This is a genomic window from Microbacterium sp. NPDC087589 (assembly GCF_044743635.1).
GTDB lineage: Bacteria > Actinomycetota > Actinomycetes > Actinomycetales > Microbacteriaceae > Microbacterium.
The window spans coordinates 1,024,325-1,041,693 of record NZ_JBIUWV010000001.1 but is presented as its reverse complement, the minus strand read 5'-3'; the positions used below and the strand labels follow the sequence as shown (position 1 = coordinate 1,041,693).

General features: G+C 69.0%; 14 protein-coding genes. 8 read left to right on the top strand and 6 right to left on the bottom strand.

From position 1 onward, the window contains the following. The first annotated feature begins 41 nt into the window (after nucleotides 1-41). Genes ACIOU8_RS05125 through ACIOU8_RS05110 form a run of 4 tightly spaced genes read left to right on the top strand, consistent with a single transcriptional unit; the run spans nucleotide 42 to nucleotide 2,600 of the window. Nucleotides 42-788, top strand: coding sequence for a general stress protein (locus tag ACIOU8_RS05125; protein WP_400786500.1), 747 nt, complete (start codon nucleotides 42-44; stop codon nucleotides 786-788). Beyond that, nucleotides 788-1,555: a DUF4870 domain-containing protein gene (locus tag ACIOU8_RS05120; RefSeq protein ID WP_400786498.1), complete on the top strand. Its 768-nt coding sequence runs from the start codon at nucleotides 788-790 to the stop codon at nucleotides 1,553-1,555. Before ACIOU8_RS05125 ends, ACIOU8_RS05120 begins: the two co-directional genes overlap by 1 nt. Then, on the top strand, nucleotides 1,555-2,208 hold the full coding sequence (locus ACIOU8_RS05115; RefSeq protein WP_400786496.1) for an alpha/beta family hydrolase: 654 nt from the start codon (nucleotides 1,555-1,557) through the stop codon (nucleotides 2,206-2,208). Before ACIOU8_RS05120 ends, ACIOU8_RS05115 begins: the two co-directional genes overlap by 1 nt. Beyond that, nucleotides 2,205-2,600 carry a VOC family protein gene (locus ACIOU8_RS05110; RefSeq protein WP_400786494.1) on the top strand — a complete coding sequence of 132 codons (396 nt, stop codon included), beginning with the start codon at nucleotides 2,205-2,207 and terminating at the stop codon, nucleotides 2,598-2,600. Before ACIOU8_RS05115 ends, ACIOU8_RS05110 begins: the two co-directional genes overlap by 4 nt. Before the next feature lie 137 nt (nucleotides 2,601-2,737). Here the strand turns inward: ACIOU8_RS05110 and ACIOU8_RS05105 are convergent, their stop codons facing one another. Both ACIOU8_RS05105 and ACIOU8_RS05100 read right to left on the bottom strand, forming a co-directional pair. Then, the gene (locus ACIOU8_RS05105; RefSeq protein ID WP_400786492.1) at nucleotides 2,738-4,159 is read right to left on the bottom strand and encodes an aminopeptidase P family protein; all 1,422 of its coding nucleotides are present in this window, start codon (nucleotides 4,157-4,159) and stop codon (nucleotides 2,738-2,740) included. A gap of 37 nt (nucleotides 4,160-4,196) precedes the next feature. After that, the gene (locus tag ACIOU8_RS05100; RefSeq protein ID WP_400786490.1) at nucleotides 4,197-5,219 is read right to left on the bottom strand and encodes an endonuclease/exonuclease/phosphatase family protein; all 1,023 of its coding nucleotides are present in this window, start codon (nucleotides 5,217-5,219) and stop codon (nucleotides 4,197-4,199) included. 87 nt (nucleotides 5,220-5,306) lie between these two features. Between ACIOU8_RS05100 and ACIOU8_RS05095 the strand changes: the two genes are divergently transcribed. Continuing rightward, the gene (locus ACIOU8_RS05095) at nucleotides 5,307-6,182 is read left to right on the top strand and encodes a PHP domain-containing protein (RefSeq protein ID WP_400786488.1); all 876 of its coding nucleotides are present in this window, start codon (nucleotides 5,307-5,309) and stop codon (nucleotides 6,180-6,182) included. 98 nt (nucleotides 6,183-6,280) lie between these two features. Here the strand turns inward: ACIOU8_RS05095 and ACIOU8_RS05090 are convergent, their stop codons facing one another. Next, a complete protein-coding gene (locus tag ACIOU8_RS05090) occupies nucleotides 6,281-7,804 on the bottom strand; it encodes a DEAD/DEAH box helicase (protein ID WP_400786485.1) in 1,524 nt (507 codons plus the stop codon). 167 nt (nucleotides 7,805-7,971) lie between these two features. Here ACIOU8_RS05090 and ACIOU8_RS05085 point away from each other — a divergent pair, with 167 nt between their 5' ends. Continuing rightward, on the top strand, nucleotides 7,972-8,685 hold the full coding sequence (locus ACIOU8_RS05085; protein WP_140036652.1) for a ferritin-like fold-containing protein: 714 nt from the start codon (nucleotides 7,972-7,974) through the stop codon (nucleotides 8,683-8,685). 10 nt (nucleotides 8,686-8,695) lie between these two features. On the opposite strand, the gene ACIOU8_RS05080 is transcribed toward ACIOU8_RS05085, so the two are convergent. Both ACIOU8_RS05080 and ACIOU8_RS05075 read right to left on the bottom strand, forming a co-directional pair. Continuing rightward, nucleotides 8,696-8,983, bottom strand: a complete 288-nt coding sequence (locus ACIOU8_RS05080) for a hypothetical protein (protein ID WP_400786482.1) — start codon at nucleotides 8,981-8,983, stop codon at nucleotides 8,696-8,698. Between the two features lie 7 nt (nucleotides 8,984-8,990). Next, the gene (locus ACIOU8_RS05075) at nucleotides 8,991-9,215 is read right to left on the bottom strand and encodes a DUF3107 domain-containing protein (protein ID WP_053095596.1); all 225 of its coding nucleotides are present in this window, start codon (nucleotides 9,213-9,215) and stop codon (nucleotides 8,991-8,993) included. A 186-nt stretch (nucleotides 9,216-9,401) separates the two neighbouring features. Here ACIOU8_RS05075 and ACIOU8_RS05070 point away from each other — a divergent pair, with 186 nt between their 5' ends. Further along, nucleotides 9,402-12,635, top strand: a complete 3,234-nt coding sequence (locus ACIOU8_RS05070; protein WP_400786480.1) for an ATP-dependent helicase — start codon at nucleotides 9,402-9,404, stop codon at nucleotides 12,633-12,635. Continuing rightward, nucleotides 12,584-16,081 carry a UvrD-helicase domain-containing protein gene (locus tag ACIOU8_RS05065; RefSeq protein WP_400786478.1) on the top strand — a complete coding sequence of 1,166 codons (3,498 nt, stop codon included), beginning with the start codon at nucleotides 12,584-12,586 and terminating at the stop codon, nucleotides 16,079-16,081. Before ACIOU8_RS05070 ends, ACIOU8_RS05065 begins: the two co-directional genes overlap by 52 nt. On the opposite strand, the gene ACIOU8_RS05060 is transcribed toward ACIOU8_RS05065, so the two are convergent. Then, nucleotides 16,027-17,358 carry a phosphotransferase gene (locus tag ACIOU8_RS05060; RefSeq protein ID WP_400786475.1) on the bottom strand — a complete coding sequence of 444 codons (1,332 nt, stop codon included), beginning with the start codon at nucleotides 17,356-17,358 and terminating at the stop codon, nucleotides 16,027-16,029. The genes ACIOU8_RS05065 and ACIOU8_RS05060 overlap by 55 nt on opposite strands. Between the last annotated feature and the right edge of the window lie 11 nt (nucleotides 17,359-17,369).

Below are 17,369 nucleotides of genomic sequence, written 5' to 3'. Positions count from 1 at the left end.
ACTCCCGGCCCTGTCACCACAAGGCATGGAACAATGGCGGGATGAGCATGCTGAACCGTCCAGCTGACAGCCGCGATGAGGGCGAGATCGTCGCCTCCACCCGCGATTACGAAGGCGCCCAGAAGACGGTGTCGAAACTGATCGCCCAGGAGGTGCCGGCCCGAGACATCGCGATCATCGGGCAGAGCGTCCGGACGGTCGAGCGCATCACCGGGCGACTCGGCTATGCCGCCGCCGCACGATCGGGTGCGATCAACGGAGTCCTCATCGGCCTCTTCCTCTCGGCGATCCTCGTGATCGGCAACCCCGAGGTGCCGATCCAGCTCTTCGTCGGGTTCGTCTTCATCGGCGTCGCGCTCGGAATGCTCCTCAGCCTGGTGACGTACGCGATCGTGCGTCGGCGCCGCGACTTCGCGAGCGTCACCCAGTTCGCCGCAGACCACTATGAGGTGCGAGTGCAGACGACATCGCTCGCGAAGGCGCGTCTCGCCCTGGGCGGGGCCAAGCCCGCACCGGTGCGTGCGCCCGTCGACCTGGACGAGCCGCCGAGGTACGGCGAGCGCATCGCTCCGGGCGGCCAGCCCGCTCCTGCGCCTCCGGCAGGGCCTCCCGTCTCGCCCGAGGCCCCGACTCCCGGAGCCGGACCGACCCCGCCGCTCGGCGGCCCCGAGGCCGCTCCGGAAGAGCCCACGGTTCCGCCGCGCCCCGCAGATCCGACCGCGCCTCCGATCGACTCGCCTGACCCGGGTAAGCCCGGTCATCCGCCCACTTCGACGGGAACCATCTGATGTCCGACGCACAGCGCGAGGCCGACTCCTCTGGGACGCCCGCACACCCCGCGGTGCCTCCTGTTCCTCCCGCACCTGTCATGCCTCCCGCACAGGGGCCGGTGCCGCCCGCACCCGTGTACGGCTACGCTCAGCCCCAGACCCCGGGGCATGCGCAGCAGCCTGCGCCGCAGCCTCCGGGATACGCTCCCCCCGCGGCTCCAGGTCACGCTCCGGCGCCTCAGCAGCCGGTCGGATATGCCCCGCCGCAGACGCCTCCTTCCCAGGGGTATCAGGCACAGGGCTATCAGGCACAGGGCTATCAGGCACAGGGCTATCAGGCACAGGGCTACCCGGCACAGGGCTATCCGGTCGGCACGTATCCCGCTGCCGTGCCCCCGCGCGGCCTTCTCCCGTGGGCTCTCGGCCTTCTGATCCTGATACCGTTCCCGTTCGTCGGCGGATTCGCCTCAGGGATCGCCATGGCCGTCAGCGGCGGATCGTCGCGTCGCTTCGGAGGCGTGGCCAGTGAGAACGCTCGGGCCGCCGCGAACTGGGGTCTGACGTACCTGCTGGTGTCGACGGTCCTGCTCATCTCGCATTTCGTGATCCTGTTCTCCCTCACGGCCGATTCTCCGTCGAGCGGGTTCTACCCCATCGGTATCCCGATCACGATCTACTTCGCGCTGTCGGTCTTCCACGTCGTCCTGGTCATCATGGGCATGGTGAAGGCTTCGAGCGGCAAGGTCATGAGGGTGCCGTTCGCGATTCCCTACCTGCGCGCCTGATGGTCGAGATCCTCGTCGATCTGCCCGCCGGTCCGGCCACCGTCTCGGCGGACTGGTCGGCGGGGGACAGCGGATCGACCGTGATCGTCGCGCACGGCGCGGGCACCGGCAAAGACCACCCCTTCCTCACCGGCTTCGCCGAAGAGCTCGCCTCCCGGGGACACTCCACGCTGCGGTTCAACTTTCCGTACGTCGAGCAGGGGCGTCGGATGCCGGGACCGGCGACGCACGCGATCGCGACCTGGAACGCCGTGGTCGCCTTCGCGCGCGGGCAGGACCCGGCTGCGGCGATCTGGGCGACCGGCAAGTCGTACGGCGGGCGGATGGCGTCCATGGCCGTCGCGCAGGGACTCTCCGTCGACGGGCTCGCGTACCTGGGGTACCCGCTGCACGCGCCTGGCAAGCCGGAGAAGCCGCGGGCCGAGCACCTTCCGACCATCAGCGTTCCGCAGCTGTTCATCGAGGGCACGAACGATCCGTTCATCCAGCCTGTGACGCAGTTCGAGGAAGTCGTCTCGACCTGTCAGGACGCCCGCGTCGTCTGGATCGAGGGCGGCGGTCACACCTTCGAAGTGAAGGGGCATAAGCGCCCGGCGTCCGAGATCGGCGCGTCGCTCGCACCGTTCGTCTCGGACTTCGTGCGGCAATCGTGAAGGGCCTGCACCACGTCGAGATCTGGGTGCCCGACATCGATGAAGCCTCGGGCAGCTGGGGCTGGCTGCTGGAACGGCTCGGTCTCGACCTCACCGGCGAGTGGCCAGGTGGGCGCACCTGGTCGGCGGAGGACGCGTACGTGACGGTGACGACGTCACCGAACCTCACACGCGCCGATCACGACCGCCGTCGCGCCGGGATGAATCACCTGGCGTTCTGGGGCGGCACCCGGGCAGAGGTCGACGCGATCATCGGCGATGCCGAGGCACATGGATGGCGTCCGCTGTATCAGGACCGGTATCCGCATGCAGGCGGGCCGGATCACTATGCGGGGTGGGTCGAGAACGACCAGGGATTCAAGGTCGAGATCGTCGCGGATGCGCCCGCGTAGGCATCACCCGACGCAGCGGTGCCCGTGGTGCGTACGCGCTCGATCGGCAGGTGGGCGAGCGCCGGAAACCGCTGGGCGATCAGTCGCCCAGCGGTCTCCTCGGTGAGCTCGAGTTCGTCCTCGTGCACGCAGCCGGCTCAGCTCTGGACGCGGGCGATCCAGGCCTCGACCTCGTCGGCGGTGCGCGGGATGTCGGCGGAGAGATTGACCGGACCGTCCTGGGTCATCAGGATGTCGTCCTCGATGCGCACCCCGATACCGCGGTACTCAGCGGGCACGGTGAGGTCGTCGATCTGGAAGTAGAGACCGGGCTCGATCGTGAACACCATGCCGGGGGCGAGGATGCCGTCGTAGTACATCTCCCGACGGGCCTGAGCGCAGTCGTGCACATCGATGCCCAGATGGTGCGACGTGCCGTGCACCATGTAGCGACGGTGCTGTCCACCGGCATCCGCATCCAGCGCCTCCTGCGCGGTCACCGGAAGCAGACCCCATTCTGCGACGCGGGCGGCGATCACGCGCATGGCGGCCTCGTGCACCTCGCGGAAGCGCACGCCGATCCGCGCGGCGGCGAACGCGGCATCCGCGGCCTCGCGCACGGTCTCGTACACCCGGCGCTGCACCTCGGTGAAGGTGCCGGAGACCGGGAGCGTGCGGGTGATGTCTGCGGTGTACAGGCTGTCTGCCTCGACGCCGGCATCCACGAGGATCAGGTCTCCGGGCACGACCGTTCCGTCGTTGCGGGTCCAGTGCAGGTAGCAGGCATGAGGGCCGGATGCGGCAATCGTGTCGTAGCCCTCGCCGTTGCCGTCTTCGCGAGCGCGCCGGTGGAACACACCCTCCACGACCCGCTCGCCTCGGGCGTGCGCGATCGCGTCGGGAAGCGAACGGATGACGTCTTCGAAGCCCTGAGCGGTGATGTCCACTGCCCTGCGCATCTCGGCGATCTCGTACTCGTCCTTGACGAGACGAAGTTCTGAGACGAAGCGCGTGAGGTCGTCGTCCTCCTCGAGCACGAGCTCGCCCTCGGCGCTCGAGAACTCTGCGAGGTGCTCGGTCGCGACATCGAGGTCTGCGGCGACCCCGGCGAGCGACGGGCGAGGGCCGATCCAGAACTCGCCGACGGTGGCATCCGCGTAGAACTCGGTCGTGGTGCGGTCGGCGCGCTCTCGGAAGTAGAGCGTCACGTCGTGACCCGAGTCGGTCGGCTCGAACACGAGGATCGAGTCGGGTTCGGCATCCGATGCCCAGCCGGTGAGGTGCGCGAAAGCGGAGTGTGCGCGGTACGGGTAGTCCGTGTCATTGCTGCGCTGCTTGAGCGAGCCGGCCGGAATGACCAGACGCTTGCCGGGGAAGGCGGCGGAGACGGCGGCGCGGCGCACGGCGGCGAACGGCGCCTGTGCGCGGGGCGCGGGAATCGACTCGGGTCGCTCGGCCCATCCCGTCGAGATCGTGTCGAGGAATCCGCGCGGGAAGGGCTGCTTCCGGTTCGTGGTCGTGGCTTCGACGGGGGTCTCTGTGGTGGGCTCTGCGATCGTGTCGCCTTCTGCGGTGCTCATCCCTCCAGTCTGTCACCTGTGCGACGACCGCGGGATGTCAGCCTGCGGGCTCGAGCTGCACGACGAGGCCGCGATGGTCGCTGCCACCGCCGCCGCCGATCACGACCGATCCGGTGGTCGTCCAGCTGGGCGATGCCATGACGTGGTCGATCGGCGTGCTCAGCAGCGCCGGCAGCGAGCTCGGCCAGGTTCCGCTGAGACCGTTGCCTGATCGAGTGGCCGCGTCGCGGCAATAGCCCATGTCGCCGCCGTCGACGCCGAGTCCCGCCATGTGGTCGATCGTCGCGTTGAAATCCCCGGCGAGGATGAAGTCGCCCGCAGGGCATTGGTCGGCGATCCAGCGCAGATCGCTCTGCCATTGCGCCATGTCGTCCATGCGAGGTGCGACGGCATGCACGGCGACGATCGTCGGACCCTGGCCATCGACCGGCATCAGCACTGCACTGGGCACAGAGCCGGTGTTGTTCGAGCCGTCCTCCGACGATGCGATCACGGAGTACTCACCGAGGTCGGGGGAGACCAGGACGGTCGTGTGCCACGACTTGGGACCGTCGACGACGTCGGGTTTGAACTGCACGTGGTGCACCCACATCGGGTGATCCTGGTCACGCAGCAGCACGGCGACCTGCTCTCCGACCTCCTCCGTGGTCTCGGGCAGTGCGATGATGTCGGCGCCTCGATCCACGATCTCGCGGGCGATCTCCTCGGCAGACACCTCGTCACCGGCGGTGTTCCAGGTGAGCACCCTGATGCTCGAATCCGTCGCCGCGGGAAGAGTGTCCGCACCGAAACCGCGTAGGAAGCCGATGGCTCCGGTCGCCCCCGCCCCGAGCAGCGCGACGATCAGGACCGATGCCGCGAAGCCACGCAACGGCTTCGCGAGGAGGAAGAGCAGCGACAGTGCCGCGATGACGAGGAACGCTGCGAGCACGACTCCACGGGCGGCGACGATCTGCGCGAACGGGAAGGTCTGCTCGAGGCGGAAGAACTGCGGCCACACCATGACTGCCGTCGCGATCGCGAACAGCACGGTGAAGAGGATCCCCAGTAGTCGAAACATCTCCTCCAGCCTAGAAGTCCTCTCTGTGAACTCCCTAGAGCGACGGCATGCGCGACCGGGGTCTGCCGTCGTCGGTACGCTCGGAGCATGGCCACCGCTCGCTCCCGCCGTTTCGCCGGTCCGTCCGACCTGCACATGCACTCCAATCACTCGGACGGCACGGAGGCGCCCGCCGAGGTCGTGCATCAGGCGCGGCGGTTCGGGGTGCGCACGATGGCGCTGACCGATCACGACCGCACCACGGGGTGGGATGAGGCCGCAACGGCGGCGACCGAGCTCGGGATGACGTTCATCCCCGGCATGGAGCTCTCGGCGAAGCACGAATGGCGCAGCGTGCACGTGCTGGGCTATCTGTTCGACCCGCTCGACGAGGCGCTCACAGCCGAGACCGACCGGATCCGAGGGGATCGAATCGGCCGAGCCGAGCGGATCGTCCGCAGCATCGGTCGCGATTACGACCTCGACTGGGACGATGTCCTCGCCCAGACCACCCTCGACGCGACGGTCGGCCGCCCGCACATCGCCGACGCTCTCGTCGCACGAGGGATCGTCCGCGATCGTACCGAGGCGTTCGACGGGATCCTGCACCCGCGCGAGGGCTACTACGAACCGCACTACGCGCCGGATCCGCTCACAGCGGTGCGTCTGATCACGGACGCCGGAGGAGTGGCGATCATCGCACATCCCGCGACGGTCGCCCGCGATCATATGATGCCGCTGCATTTCATCGAGCGGCTGATCGCTGCGGGCTTGGGCGGATTCGAGATCGATCACCGTGAGAACACCGCGTCGGGCAAGAAGGCGCTGCATGCGATCGCGGCGAAGCACGACCTGATCATCACGGGATCGAGCGACTACCACGGCACCGGAAAACCGAATCTGCCCGGCGAGAACACGACCTCCGACGAGATGGTGCAGCGGCTCATCGAGCGCGCGACCGGAACCTCACCGCGATACGCCTGACCTCGGGTGTTCTGCCGCCTGCTTCTTGCGGTGCGCCCAGGCGAGACAGCAGAGGGGGCGGATGCCGCTGCTGTAGCATCCGCCCCCTCTGAGGTCTTTCAGGCTCCGGTGACCGGAGCTGCTCCCGTGCCGCCCGAGCCGCCACGACGGCGGCGGCGACGACGCGCCGGGGCGGGCTTGCCGTCGTGGTGCTCCTTGCCGGCGCCGTCATGGGTGCCGGCGCCCTCGGCGCTGCGATCAGCTGACTGTGCGGACTGCGAGCCATCGGCAGGAGCCTCTGAAGCGCCTTCTGCGAACGTGGAACCCACCGGGGTCGAACCGCCACGGCGACGGCGACGGCGACGGGTGCCGCCCTCGTCGGTGCCCTCTGCTGCGACGTCCGCTGCCCGCTCTGGGCGCGGAGCCCGCTCGGTCTTCACCGACTGCGTCTTCGGAGCCGACACGAGGCGGCCCTTCGTGCCCGCGGGAATGTCGAGGTCCTCGAACAGGTGCGGGCTCGACGAGTACGTCTCGGTGGGGTCGGGCTGACCGAACTCGAGGGCGCGGTTGATCAGCGCCCACTTGTGCAGGTCTTCCCAGTCGACGAACGTCACGGCGATGCCGGTCTTGCCCGCGCGCCCGGTGCGGCCGACGCGGTGCAGGTACGTCTTGTCCTCGTCGGGGATCGTGTGGTTGATCACGTGGGTGACGTCATCGACGTCGATACCGCGGGCGGCGACGTCGGTCGCGACCAGCACGTCACGCTTGCCCGCCTTGAAGGCCGCCATCGAGCGCTCGCGCTGATCCTGGCCCATGTCGCCGTGCACGCCGCCGACATTGAATCCGCGGTCGGAGAGCTCGTCGACCAGACGCTGCGCGGCGCGCTTGGTGCGCGTGAAGATGACGGTCTTGCCGCGACCCTCGGCCTGCAGGATGCGGGCGATGATCTCGTCCTTGTCGAGCGAGTGCGCCCGGTAGACGAGGTGCTTGATGTTCGCCTGAGTGAGGCCCTCATCGGGGTCGCTGGCGCGGATGTGGATCGGGTTCGACATGAATCGCCGAGCGAGCGCGACGATCGGGCCGGGCATGGTCGCCGAGAACAGCTGCGTGTGCCGCACCGCAGGGACCTTCTGGAAGATCTTCTCGATGTCGGCGAGGAAGCCGAGGTCGAGCATCTTGTCGGCCTCGTCGAGCACGACCTCTGTCGCGTTGGACAGGTCGAGCAGGCGCTGGCCGGCGAGGTCGATCAGACGACCCGGCGTGCCGACGACGATCTGCGCCCCGGCCTTGAGCTGGTCGATCTGACCCTCGTACGCCTTGCCGCCGTAGATCGCGACGACGCTGGTCGAACGGTTGCTCGTGAGCAGGTCGATGTCCTCGTACACCTGCACTGCGAGCTCGCGGGTGGGGACGACGATGAGCGCCTTGACGCCGTGCTCGGGGTCGAGTCCCAGTCGCTGCACGACGGGGATGCCGAATCCGAAGGTCTTGCCGGTGCCGGTCTTGGCCTGGCCGATGATGTCCTGGCCGGGAAGGCCGAGGGGGATGGTCTGCTCCTGGATCGGGAAGGCGTCGACGATGCCCTTGGCGGCGAGTGCGTCGATGATGTCCTGATCGATTCCGAGATCAGCGAAGGTTGTCAATGTTCAGATTGCCTGTCCGGCGACCTGCGAGGATCGCCACGTTCACGGATCCACGCCGTCTTTGTGCCACAGGCGCGGGCCCCGCTCCGACGGCGGGGACACCGACAGCCTACCCGAGGGGGTGGTGGCGCCCGGAAGGACCCCTTCGTCCGAGTATTGTGAACCCCGTGGTGAACTGGTTCTGGAAGCGTAGGACGCCCCGGCGCACACTGACGTTGCGCAGTCGAGGGGATCAAGGCGCGGCGACGCGTGTCGACTTCGCCGAACTCGCACCGGAGCTCCCACGATTCCTCGGGCAGGCCGCGTACCTCCAGCTGGGGTACTTCGAGACACTCACCCGACTGATCAGGGCGACGCCCGAACTCTCCGAGAAGGAATCCCTGTCGCGTGCGGCCGGCGCTGCGCTGACGAAGCATCGGGCCATCGTCGACCTGATCGCCGAGCGCGGTGACGATCCGACGCAGCTCATGCTCCCGTTCCGTGAGAATCTCGATGCGTTCCGTCGCAAGACGATCGGGGCGCGTCCGCGCGAGACGCTGCTGGCCGTCTACATCACCGCAGGGATGTTGGACGACTTCTACTTCGCGCTCGCCTCGAGCTACGGCGAGACGGGCGAGCGGGTGGCGGCCATCCTGGCCGAGGACGATGCGCGCCACGAGATCGTCGCGATCATCCAGGAGACCATCGACGGCGACGGCGAATGGCGGTCGCTGCTCTCGATGTGGGCGCGTCGTCTGGTGGGGGACACGATTCTGGTGTGTCGCTCGGCGCTGCGGCAGCCCGAGCTCGCGGCCATGAGCGAAGACCGTGTCGAGCTGGTCTACACCGAGCTCATGGGCGCGCACGCCCGCCGCATGGATGCGATGGGTCTCGCCTCGTAGACCGAGGCGTTCAGATGCCGAGTGCGGCCTTGGCCGACGCGTCGGACCGGCGCCGTGAGGCGACGATCGCGACGGTGGCCCCTGCGGCGATGACGACGGAGCCGACGATGCTCGCGACCCACAGCCAGATGCTGCCCTCTCCGACGCCGAGCCACTGAAGGCCCGTGTAGAGGAGCGCGGCGACGGCGGTGGCGATCGCGGGAGTCAGGACGACTCCGCGCAGCTCGCGGCCACCGATCATGTAGTGGGCCGCGATGCCGAGCGCGCACGCTCCGACGAGAGCGAGGAGGATGTACATCGTGGCGTCAGGCGAAGAAGCCGACGCGACGAGACTCCTCGGTGCCGAGCTCGATGTAGGCGAGGTTCGCGGTCGGAACCAGGTAGGAGTTGCCCTTCACATCGGCGAAGCTCAGGTGAGAGGTGTTCTGCTCGAGAGCCGAGGACACCTGCGTGCGGACCTCGTCCGCGCTCGAAGCGGTCTCGAAGCTGAGCTCGCGGCCGGTGTTGATGATGCCGATGCGGATTTCCACGCGTACTCCTGTTTTCCAGTCGACGATGCTGTGGTCGAGTCGACCTCGGAGGCCGACGACTGCGCCCAACTCTACCGGGCGGCGAGACGACCGGATCCGCCGATCGGGCCCGTTTCGCCCTGAGCGCACAGCGTCGTGGGACGGCGGCGGGCGGCGATGTCCGTGCGCCGCAGTAGCGTGGAGGACATGACAGATGACGCCGCGCAGAACGCCGTGATCGGTGCAGACGCGTCGGCATCAGGCGTCATCATCGGGGCGCCGGGCACAGGCAAGACCCGCACGCTCACCGAGCGCGTGGTGCATCTGCTCGACGCTGTCGGGATGCGTCCGGAGCAGCTGCTCGTCCTCACGCCGAGCAGGCAGGCGGCCACCGCGTTGCGCGACCGCATCGGAGTCAGGATCGGTCAGGCCACGCCCGGCCCGTTGGCCAGGTCGCTCGGGTCGTTCGCCTTCCAGGTCGTGCGCGGAGCGATGGTGCGCGCAGGAGCAGAGCCGCCGGCCCTGCTGACAGGGGCGGACCAGGACCGCCTGATCGCCGAGCTGCTCGCGGGCGATGCGGAAGATGAGCGCATCGAGTGGCCGCAGGCGCTGAGCCCCGCGGTCCGCGCATCGAAGGGCTTCCGTTCCGAGCTTCGAGCGTTCCTCGCCGAGTGCGTCGAGCTCGGTGCGCAGCCCGAGGAGCTGCGCGCGGCCGACGATGCCGCGTGGTCGGCCGTCGCCGACTTCCTCGTCGAATACCGCGCTGTGCTCGACCTGGCGCGGGCATCTCACCGAGACGCCGCAGATCTGCTCGCCGAGGCGCGCACGATTCTCCAGACGGCAGAGCCGGCCGAGCTGGGGCCGCTCGCCGATCTCAAGGCTGTGCTCATCGACGACGCGCAAGAGCTGACACGCGGTGGAATCGCGGTGGTCGAGGCGTTGCGCGCGCGAGGCACGGCGGTGCTCGCGTTCGGCGATCCCGATATCTCCTCCGGAGCCTTCCGCGGAGCGAGCCCAGAGCTGTTCGCTCAGCTCGCGGCCGCGCTCGGCGAGGTGCACGTCCTCGACCGGCCCCACCGGCAGGTGCCGGCTCTCACGGCGCTGACCCGCACCGTCACGCAGGCGATCGGGGCGTCAGGCCGCGTCGACCACCGGCGCGCCCCCGAACCGCTCGAGGCCCGGGCGCCGGGCGCCCCCACCGACGTCAGCACCTTCGTCGCGCCGTCGCCGCACGAAGAACTCGACCGCATCGCGGGGGTCATGCGCGAATGGCACCTCACCGACGACGTTCCCTGGGATCGCATCGCCGTGATCGCGCACGACACCCGCCAGGTCACACAGCTCGAGTCCGAACTCGCGGCGCGCGAGATTCCGACGAGGGCCGCGGGCGTGCAGCGTCCCCTCGGCTCTGAGCCGATCGTGCGCGACATCGTCGGCATCGTGCGGCTGGCCCTCACCGCGCCTGACGACCGGACCACGCAGGACTGGGAGGAGGCGCTCCGCACGCCTTTCGGCGGCATGGATGCGATCGGCCTCCGGCGCCTTCGCGCACGTCTGCGTCATGTCGAACTCGACCTCGGCGGATCCACCCCGGCTCGCGAGCTGCTGCGCCAGGCATTGGCTTCGCCCGACCACTTCACTCTCATCGATGCGCAGGAATCCCGCCTGGCTGCACGCTTCGCCTCGACCATCGCCGAGGTGGCGACCGCGGCGGACGCCGGCGAGACGATCCATGATCTGCTCTGGAGAGTCTGGGATCAGTCCAGGGCGGTCGATGGGCGCAAGCTCCAGGTCGCGTGGCGTGAGATGTCGCTGCAGCCCAGCGGTGCGGAGACCGCAAGAGCCCTCGACGCTCTCGTGTCGTTGTTCGGTGCGGCGAAGCGATTCGTCGAGCGCACCCCGAACGAGAAGCCCGAGGCGTTCGTGCGCGACATCCTCGACAGCGAGGTGCCCGAAGACTCGCTGGCGAGTCCCGATCGGCCAGGTCGGGTGACCCTGCTCACTCCGGCGACTGCGCTGGGCACCGAGTTCGACGCCGTCGTCGTCGCCGGCGTGCAGGACGGCATCTGGCCGAACGTGCGACTGCGCGGCGGGATGCTGCAGACCTGGCGTCTCGCTGATGCGCTGCTCGCCGCTCGCGCCGGAACAGCAGAGAACCCGCCCGAGACGCTCGACCGGCGTCGCGCGGCCCTTCACGATGAGCTGCGTCTCTTCGTGCGCGCGATCTCCCGCTCCCGCCGCAGACTCCTGATCACCGCGGTCGACGACGATGACCTGACGCCCAGTCCGTTCTTCGGGTTCCTCCCTCCTCCTGATCCACCAGAGCTGCATGCCTCGGCGGAGCATCCGCTCACTCTGCGGGGGCTCGTCGCACGGCATCGCCGAGTGCTGACGACCTCGACGTCCCCTGGTGCGCGAGGGCACGCGTCTGCGCAGCTGGCGGTGCTCGCGAGGGAGGGCGTGCCTGGCGCAGACCCTGCCGAGTGGTACGGCGTGACTCCGCCGACGACCGACGCCCCACTGCACGACCTCGCGGTCGACGCCGCTCGGGTGTCGCCGTCGCGCATGGAGTCCTTCGAGGAGTGCGAGTTGAACTGGGCTGTCTCCGCGCTCGGCGGCGACACCGTCATGCCGCCGTCGGCGGGGATCGGCACGATCATCCACGAGGCGATGGAGCAGGTGCCCGAGGGGGAACTGGATCGCCTGCGCGAAGTTCTCGCCGAACACTGGCCCGAGCTCGACTTCGAGACCGCCTGGATCGGCAGGAAGGAGCGCCGCCGGGCCGACCTGTACATCGATCGACTGCACAGCTACCTCTCGGACGTGAGCGAGGAGGGCGGTCGCGTGATCGCCGGCGAGGTCGAGTTCCGGTTCGCGGTCGAGGTCCCCGAAGAGGTCGGGGCTCCGCCGACCGTCCGCGCGACGAGCACCGAGCCGGACCCTCATCCGCACCATGCGGTCGTTCACGGTTTCATCGACAGGGTCGAGGCGTACACCGCAGGGGGCGGGGAGCACGCGAAGGCGCGAGGGCAGAGGTGGACACGAATGGCCGATGCGCCGGGGGGAGAGCGCGTCGTGGTCGTCGATCTGAAGACGGGAAAGTACGAGCCGGAGAGCGAGCAGAAGGTGGCGGACCACGCGCAGCTCGCCGCATACCAGGTGGCTGTGCAGGAGGGTCTCATCGCAGGAGCGGATCCGGCGGCACTGGCCGGTGCGCGGCTCGTCCTGGTGGCCAAGACGCTGGCCGGGAGCGACTTCCGTGTCGCGCACCAGCACACTCTCGCCGGTGAAGAGCGAGTGCAGTTCCTCGGTCGCATCGCCGAGGCCGCTCGAGGCATGTCGGCGTCGAGCTTCACCGCTCACGTCGAGGCGCACTGCGCAGACACCCAATGGCGCGTCCAGCCGTGCCGCATCCACACCGTCGCCGCGGTGAGCGCGTGACGGCGTGGACGGGAGCGGGGAACGGGATCTCTGCACTGGATGTCGCCGCCGCGCTCGGTCTGCCGCCGCCCACCGAGGCACAGCAGCGGGTGATCGAGTCGCCGCCGGCGCCGGCTCTCGTGATCGCGGGAGCGGGCAGCGGCAAGACCGAGACGATGGCCGGTCGCGTCGTCTGGCTCGTAGCGAACGGGCACGTTCGTCGTGATCAGATCCTCGGGCTGACCTTCACACGCAAGGCTGCGGGTGAGCTCGCGGAGCGGATCGGGATCCGGCTCGCGCTCATCGACGAATACGGGAGAAGGGGCCTGCTGCCGCACCTGCCCGAGATCGTCGCGAGCAACGCGCTCGACAGGGTGTCGAAGGCTGCGAACGGTCGTCAGCGCGACGTCGTCAGATCGCAGGTGCTCGACGAACTCGCCGAGCGGTTCGGGACCGCGGGTGACGCGGTCGCGCTTTCGGCCGAGGACCTGTTGATCCGCCCGAAGGTGTCGACCTACAACGCGTTCGCGGACGGCATCGTGCGAGAGCACGCGGCGCGCATCGGACGCGATTCCGACGTGGCCATGCTCAGCCAGGCAGCGTCCTGGATGCTGGTGCGCGACGTCGTGCTGCGCGCCGACCTGCCTGAGCTGGAGCAGATAGACCGATCGGTGGCGGGAGTGGTCGACGCGGTTCAGCGCCTGGCCGGCGACTCTCTCGACCACAGGGTCGACCTGGACCGCGCGGATCGGATCGCGCTGCGCCAGGCCGAGGCGTTCGAACCGTACAGGAGCAATGCGGATGTCGCGACGGCGGTGGCGAACCTGCGCGCCCTTCCCGCCCTGTCGGTTCTGGTCCGCGAGTACATCGCCGAGAAGGAGCGACGCGGCGTGCTGGACTTCGCCGACCAGGTCAGCGGTGCCTACGACATCGTGGAGTCGTCGCCCGATGTGCGCGACGACCTGCGACAGCAGCATCAGGTCGTGCTCCTGGATGAGTACCAGGACACCTCTGTGATCCAGACGCAGTTCCTCGCGCGGCTGTTCCGCGACTCGGCCGTGATGGCGGTGGGCGACCCCCACCAGTCGATCTACGGATGGCGAGGCGCCAGCGCAGACAACCTGCATGCCTTCGCGCGGACCTTCTCCGAGCAGGAGACGGTCGGGAACTACAGCCTGATGACGAGCTGGCGCAACGACCGGAGCATCCTCGGTGTCGCCAACCGCATGCTCGGTCCTCTGCGCAGACCGGGGTTGGACGTGCCACCTCTCGAGGCTCGCCCGGGTGCGGGCGCCGGGTCGGTCGAGGTGAGCTTCCCGCTCACGGTCGATGAGGAGGCGCACGCGGTCGCAGAGTGGTTCGCTGAGCGTCGTGCGGCGCACGATGACCCCGCGAAGCCGCACACCGGCGCGGTGCTGTTCAGGTCGAAGCGCCATATGCAGACCGTCGCGGCAGCCCTGGCTGCGCAGGGCATTCCCCACCGGATCCTCGGCCTCGGCGGTCTCCTGGCCACGCCCGAGGTGGTCGATGTCGTCTCGACACTGCGGGTGCTGCACGATCCCACCGCCGGCTCTGCGCTGATCAGACTCCTCGTCGGCCCACGATTCTCGGTCGGGGTCGCCGACATGGCCGCCCTGCAGCAGCTTGCTGCGGAGCTCTCCCGGCGCGACAGCGGGCTGCTGCCGTTGGACGACGAACTCCGAAAGCGCATCCGCGCGTCGCGCGGAGCTGACGAGGCGCTGTCGATCATCGACGCCGTCGATGTGCTCCGCGGCCTCAGCGACGACTACCGCCTGCTGGCGGGTATCACGCCGGAGGGGCGGTCTCGCATACGCGCAGCGGGGGAGATGCTCGAACGCCTCCGTCGAGCCTCGTCGCTCCCGCTTCCCGACCTGCTGCGGCTCATCGAACTCGAGCTGCGTCTCGATATCGAGCTCGCTGCGAACGAGACGAGGGGGCCGGCCCGCATCGCCGCCACGCAGCTGCGTGCGTTCACCGACGAGGTCCGCTCGTTCCTCGCCGCTGACGAGCGGGGGACCATCTCGAGCCTCCTCGCCTGGCTCGAGAAGGCTGAGAGCACAGACGAGCTGGTGCCGCGCCCGGAGCCGCCGGAGCCCGGGGTGGTGCAGCTGCTGACCATCCACGGTTCCAAGGGCCTGGAGTGGGATGCGGTCGCGGTGGTCCGCATGGTGGAGGGCGAGCTGCCTTCGCGACCGACGGACACCTCGGGCTGGTTCGGCTTCGGCGTGCTGCCGTTCGCCCTGCGCGGTGACAGTGCGGCACTGCCGACGTTCAGCTGGATTCCTCCCTCTGACGAGGAGCTCGATCCGGCCAAGCGGCTGAAGGCCGGGATCGCATCGCTGACGAGCAGGAGCAAGACGGCACCAGGTGCGATCACCGTGTTCAAGGACTCCTATCGCGAGTACCAGCAGGAGGAGGAGCGCCGACTCGCCTACGTCGCCGTCACCAGGGCACGCAGCCACCTGCTTCTGACCGGAGCGCACTGGGCGGGGCAGAAGCAGCCGAAGGCGCCGAGCCCCTATCTGATCGAGGCGATGGAGGTGCTCGGGCGACAGCAGATCGAGCCCGTGGATCCTGACGAGAACCCTTACGACGGTCCTGGCGCCACGCTCACCTGGCCGCTCGACCCACTCGGTGCTCGGCGAGGCATCGTCGAGTCCGCGGCGGCGGCCGTGCGAGCTGCGGCCGAGAGCGACCCGATGGCGTCCCCGGAGCTCGTCCGTCTGCTCGCGGAGCGCGCGGCCCGACTGCGCGGCGCTGATGCGGCGCCCCCGACCCGCGTGCCCGCCTCCCGCTTCAAGGACTATGTCACCGACTTCCGCGGCACGGTGTCCTCCATCGTCCGGCCGATGCCGGAGCGGCCCTATCGGCAGACGCGCCTGGGCACGCTGTTCCATGCATGGGTCGAGCGACGCAGCGAACTGGTCGGCGCGGGTCAGCGTGTCGACGAGGCACTCTGGGAGGTAGACGAAGACGACCCCTCCTTCGGCGAGGTCGTCGGCGGAGCCGAGGTCTCGTCTGCCGACGCCGCCGACCTCTCGACGCTCCAGGAGATCTTCGAGGCCAGCGAGTGGGGATCCCTCAAGCCCATCGCGGTCGAGATCGAGATCGACTTCGCGTTGGGCGGCGGGACACTGCCGGGTGACGACGGACATATCGTCATCTGCAAGCTCGATGCGGTCTATCGACGCGAGGACCGAGGCGGGCGCATCGAGATCGTCGACTGGAAGACGGGCAAGGCCCCGCGCACGCCCAAGGAGCGGGAAGAGCGGATGCTGCAGCTCGCGCTGTACCGCCTCGCGTACCATCGCCGATTCGCTGTGCCGCTCGACGAGATCGACGTCGCGCTCTACTACGTCGCGGACGACCTCGTCATCCGCGGTGACCGGGTCTATTCCGAGTCGGAACTCTTCCAGCGCTGGAGCGCCGCTCGCGCGGCACGCTGAGCTTCGTCCTCCGGCGACCCCTCGTCGGAGCCGTCCGCTTTCTCTGGCGCGTGGGCGTGACGGGCGTCATCAGTCGTACGCCGCTCCGCATCGAGATCTTCCGAGAGCTGGTCGCGCACGCCTGACAGGTCCTCGGTCTCGACGCCGCCCACCTCAAGGCGACGGGCGGCATCCGCGGTGTCGCTGAGATCGCTCGTGCTCTGGGCGTCGCTGTCGTCGTGCCAGAGATCGTTCGGGTTGTACGCATCGGTCTGCATCGATGTGTCGACACGCGAGGCGGCGCTCGCCGGAACCCTGTCGAGCGCGTCCAGAGCAGACTCGACGCCCTCGTTGCGCGACGCGATCACGCCGAGATCGTCGCTGTGCAGTCCCTCGGCGAGAGCCTCGAGAAGTGCGGCGGCATCATCGACGATGTCGGGTCTGTGCAGCGAGTCTCCGTGCACCAGCCAGCGGGCGAACTCGAGCTCTGCGAGCAGTCGAGCACGCACCTCGAGAGCCGCGTCCGGGCCGCGGTCTGCGGCGCGAGCGTACGAGGCGTGCACGTCGTCTGCAGCATCAGGGGCGGTCGACAGCCACGACAGATCGATCGCAGGGTCGCCCACGGCCAGCGAATGCCAGCCGATGAGTCCGGTGACCTCGGGGCCGAGATCCGGGTCGTCGCGGAAGATGAACGAGGTGGACTGCACTCCACCCAGCACCACTGTCGATTCGAAACGCCAGAGGTCGTCGTCGGCGATGGCGTCGCGCCACCTCACCGTGAGTCGAGCGGGGACGCGCCCGGTCGAGGCCGCGGTGTCGACCAGTCGGGCGAGTTCGTCGCGGCTCTCCTGCGCAGACCGAGTGGTCAACCCGGCGCCTCGCACGACCGACGTGGGAAGGGCGTGCACGGCGGCGATCGCCGCGCCCATCGATTCGGCGGCGCCTCGGCCCGCGGGCACCATCGCGGCTTCGATCTGGAATCCGGGCAGCAGCTCGGTCACGAGTGCGTGTGCGTCCGCGAGTCGGGTCTCGCCGATGTACTCGGGAGCGCTGAACGGCAGCATCGCCCGCGCCCCGGCCGTCAGAGCCCTCAGCGCGAGGGCCTCCGCGGCGAGCTCCCGCGAGGTCTCGTCGTCGTCGGCCACGCGGATCGCGAGCTCGCGTCCGTCCGCGAGGGTGGCGACGGCGGAGTCGAAGCGGCCGTCACCGTCGGCGCTGAGCACGCGCGCTCCGGTCACCTCGGCGCCGGGCAGTGCGGCAGTCACCGCCGCGGCTAGAGTGAATGGAGAGCGTCCCATGCCTCCAGGGT